Here is a 4,353-nt window from a genome sequence, read left to right as displayed (position 1 = left end):
CCTTGGCTTCAACGTACCCAACGATAGCCATTGAACGAACACCCCGCTCAACCAGGTAGGCGTGTTCCAAAATGTAATCGTCAGATCCAAGTTGACTTAAAATTCCGTCTCGCCTATTCGCCTGACTCAAAATTCACCTCGATAAAAGGCTGCAACTGCGGCCTCTTTTCAATCCTCCAGTTCCAGCGTGAATCGCGTCGCCGCCTGGCCGAAGTTCAGTTGCGGCTCGATCCCCACCACGACGCCGATTCCATCGTTGGGGGAGACCGCCCCGGTCAACGGGACGTGCAGGCCGTTGCCCATCTCGATGTCCAGCCGCAGACTTCCCAGCGTCACCTCGGCCCGGCCGCCGCGGTTGCTCTTGGCCATGTAGAGGAGGTTCGCCAGAAGGTTCGCCCAGCCCGCCGAGGTCACCAGCGGCGCGCTGAAAGACTCGTTGTCGGTGATCCGCGTGGCGGAAAGGACCCCCGCCGTTTCCTCACCGCCCGGCCAGCTCACGGTGACCGCCGGCGCCGCCCGCTGCCAGGCCCCCGGCTCCTGGTAATCCAGCACGTCCTCGGGGAGCACATCGGCCTCGCCGCCGTGCCAGCCCCGCGGGACGAAGTGGATGACCCCGCTCCCGTCCACCCAGAAGATGCACCCCAGCGCCAGGGCCACCTCGGCCAGGCAGGAGGCCAGGCCCTTGCCGGACCACCCGGAGCGGTCGCCGACGTTGAGCGAGTGGTTAATCGAAAGCTGGAAGGGGAGGTTTCCCCCACCCTCGGCCACGCCGTAAACGGTCACCGGGGATACCGCCGCCGGAATGACCAGCGGCGAAGCGGTTCCCGACGCCTGGTAATGGACCTCGCCGTGTTCGACCACGCGGTAAGTCGAATCAACCAAAGCCCAGGACCGCAGCTCCTTGCCGCGGGTGTAGTAAACGGAGGAGCCCGCCACCGTCGCCTCGGTGAACCGCTGAGAAGCATCCCAGTAAGAATAGGTGACGGAGAGCTCCAGCCCGACGTACCGCCGCGGGAGCCCCAGAACGCAGTCCCCCGTCTCGTAGAGCCCGTCGGTGTCCACGGTGAAGCCGACGGGTGAGTCGCCCAGCTTCACCTCGATGGTGGAGGTATCGGGATAGGTGTTCGAGAGGGAAAGCGTCGTCCGTTGGTTCTCCGGGTCGTCCTCGGCGGTCAGGTTCTCGGTCACGTCCTCGCGGCCGAAGTCAATCGGGGCTTCCCAGGTGTCCGTCGAAAGGTTGTAAGCCCGGAAATAAGTGCGCACCTCGCGGGCCTCGGCCTCGCGCTGGAGGATCGGCGGCCCCGAATCCGGCCCCCATTGATCGCCGAACTCGGCGTCGTATTCCTCGACACCCTTGGTGTGGGACCACCCGGGAATCCCATCGGGATACCCCGTTTCCGCGATGAGCTTTATCACCCGATCCGGCGGGTGGAAGGCGCCGTCCGAGCAGTCCAACGTCGGGCTGATGGTGATTTTCGTTATCCGGTCGGCCGACACCCACTCCACATCGAGGACGGTCCGGGGCAGGGGGGCGTAGGGAAGCGCATTAGGGTCGTGCGGCCACAGCCGAATCCGGTCCCCCTTCTTGATGTCGTCCACGAGGTAGGCGTTCACCTCGATGATCGAATCGCCAAGTTTCTGTTGGGAGGAGCCTACGCCGCCCTCCCAGTTCACGTAGGCCCGGACGACCGGCGCGCCCTCCAGGTCAATAAACCGTTGGGTAGTCCGGGTGTAGCCGACGTAAGCCTTCCCGTTCAGGTAGGCCAGACTCGTCGGGGCGTAGTGGTAGTAGACGTTTTGGTCGTCGTTGCCCGTCTGGCCCCCGAGGCGGGTCAGGGGATAGAATTGCCAGGAGGAACCGAGTTTGTATAATCGAAAGAGCAAAAGTTCGGTCAAAAAAGCTGTACGATTGTAGGCTCCGAGTATCCCCGCTTCATTGGCAAAAACGGCTAGAGCCTCGGTATCACTAGTTCTTGTTATCCTTATTGAATGGGTCCCGGATGGAAATACCCCGATCCCGTTCTTTGTTCCCGCGGTCAAATCCCTGTAGTACAGCCACTCGAACTCGTCGGCATCACTCGAAGCCAGCGGCCCCAGCGGCTCGTCCAGGGTGGAGATGTCCACGTCGTCCTCGGCGGTGAGGATTTCATCGCCCGCCGAGGTGACGGCCACCGATGGTCTACGCTGGGACCGGGTGAAGGAAATCTCGAAGGCGGACACATACTCGTGGGGGATCTCGGGGTCGTTGTGGTGGGCCACCCGGTTCCCGTAGTTGATGAAGGCGTAGTATCCTGCAGGAAGAGTACAGGGAAGGGTGCCGACCTTCTCGGCGAAGGGCGTGAAATTGCCCACGTCGTAGACCATGCTGCCGTATTCATCCTCGCCGGAACGCGGGATGAAGTAGGCCAAAGGTCCCGGCATCCGGTAGGCGATCACGTCGGCGGGCCTCTTGTCGCTCTCGGTGAACTCCACCCCGACGGCGGTTTCCTCGGGGAGGAAGAGGTTGCGGCCGTACATGAGCGGGTTTTCCGAGGCGCGCTCGTAGTGGACTTCCGGCGTTCCTATCACTCGGGCGAAATCCCGCGCGCAGGCGGAGTAGATGAACGTACCCAATTCGGACTCGAACTCCGCGCTGAAGACGGTCGGCCCTTCGGTGTATTCGCTGTCCTCGGGGGCGCCCAGGCCGATGGCGTTCCCCTTGTAAATGAAAAGGTCGCCCACGGCCCCCGGGTCCGGCACCCGCCACTCGGCTACGGTTGATTTTATCCGCGCCATCCCGGCGTTCCAGAGCTTGAACGGCTCGGCGTAGATGGAGTAAATCTGCGGCGGGGCGGCGAAGTCCGGGCTGAACCCCGAGAGGTCCGCCTTGACGATGTAGCCGGGAATTGCCGTAGTCGCGTCGGGGAGGGGAAGACTCACGCCGTAAACGTCGGTCCCGTCCACCCAGAGTGTCTCGATCTGGCGCACGGAGGTAATCGGCACGATGGCCGGGACCGCCAGATTGTAGCTCGTCCCCGTCGAGGGAGAATAACCCCAGATGCTCTCGTTGACCCCGTACAGGAGCAACCCGTGGACCGGCCACCAGGCCAGCCCCCGAATCTGCGCCGTGGCGTCGGCCCCACTCGGCCGGGGGTGGTGGGTGACGTAGGGAATCTCCGTCGAGAACCCCGCCCCGTGAAGCTCGCCCACGGTCAAGTCCATCTCGGCGGCCAGCTCCCCGATTACCGCGTCGTAGCGCGCGGGCTCGGTGTCGGTGAGAATCGCCGCCGACGGCTGCCGCTCGTTCCCCGCCTTTAGCAGGTCCTGGACGGTCAAGTCCAGGGTGTCCCCGGCCCGGAGCTTGGTCAAGCGCGCAAGTTCCACCACGCGCCCCAGGAAAACCGGCGTCGAGCCGGTGGGCATTGTGCCGCTCGTTGCCTCGTGGAAGAAGAGCCGGAAGTCAATCTTCAGGGCTTCGAGCACCAGGCGGACGGGGACCCCTAACTCTTCGAGGAACGGGACGATCACTCGGGCGCGGACCTGGTCGCAGATGATCTCCCCGGTCTTGTCCTCCACGCGCCAGGAGGGGACGCAGAAGCCCTCGATGGCGAGGGTGATGTCCACCCAGGCACCGGAATCGAGGCGGATTTCAACCGTCTGCGCTGGTGCGTTTATTCTTTCCATTACAGCCCTCGCGCCGCGTGGCCCGCTCCGGCCATGCGGCCGTAGTCGTCCAGCTTATCCAAGGAGCCGATGACCGGGGCGTAGTGGAAGTGCTGGACGGTGGTCGTGCGCATGATCGGCCCATCCCCCTCGGTCGCGGAAGGCGCCGCGCCGCGGACGTCGGCCAAAAAGCCCGCCATCCCCGCCAGTCCGCCTTCGAGGGCGCGGTGGAGGCTCGCCTCGGGGAGGACGTACTCCGGCCCCCCCTCACCCAAGAGGGCCAGGGTGGGCGAGCTTACGAAGCCGCCCCCGGCGAAGGGCAGGATGAGCTGCAACAGGTCGCCGAAGAACCCCAGCTTCGAGGTCACCAGGCTGGACAAGAGGCCGAGGAGCCCCGAGAAGAGGTCGTTGAACCCGAGCTTCAGGTCGCTGAAGAGGTCGGCGGTGGCGCCGACGACGGTCTTCGCCAGGCCCTCCTCGAAGGCGGTCAGGTGCCGATCCAGGTCCTTGTCGCCCCCGGAACGCCCCTCTCGGTCGTTGGAGCCGAGCTTCTCGGCCGTTTTTTCGAGTTTTTCCGCCGCCCGCTCCACGGCCTGGGCGCTGCGGCGCAGGGCATCGGAATCCTGTTCAAACACGCGATTCAAGGCCGCTCCTCGGTGGGGTGTTCCGCCAAAGGGCTCTCTCCCCGGCCCGCCACAGGTCCGCCATCAG

The 4,353-nt window shown here is 64.5% G+C and carries 2 protein-coding genes; both read right to left on the bottom strand.

Features of this window, described 5'->3' with window-relative positions; all coding sequences use genetic code 11:
- Nucleotides 1-168: 168 nt before the first annotated feature.
- Complete coding sequence (locus tag NTW26_01350; GenBank protein MCX7020920.1) at nucleotides 169-3,663, bottom strand: hypothetical protein; 3,495 nt, start codon at nucleotides 3,661-3,663, stop codon at nucleotides 169-171.
- Complete coding sequence (locus NTW26_01345) at nucleotides 3,663-4,286, bottom strand: hypothetical protein (GenBank protein ID MCX7020919.1); 624 nt, start codon at nucleotides 4,284-4,286, stop codon at nucleotides 3,663-3,665. Before NTW26_01345 ends, NTW26_01350 begins: the two co-directional genes overlap by 1 nt.
- Between the last annotated feature and the right edge of the window lie 67 nt (nucleotides 4,287-4,353).

The organism is bacterium (genome assembly GCA_026398675.1).
In the GTDB taxonomy this organism is placed as follows: domain Bacteria; phylum RBG-13-66-14; class RBG-13-66-14; order RBG-13-66-14; family RBG-13-66-14; genus RBG-13-66-14.
This window is presented reverse-complemented; position numbering and strand designations above follow the sequence as displayed.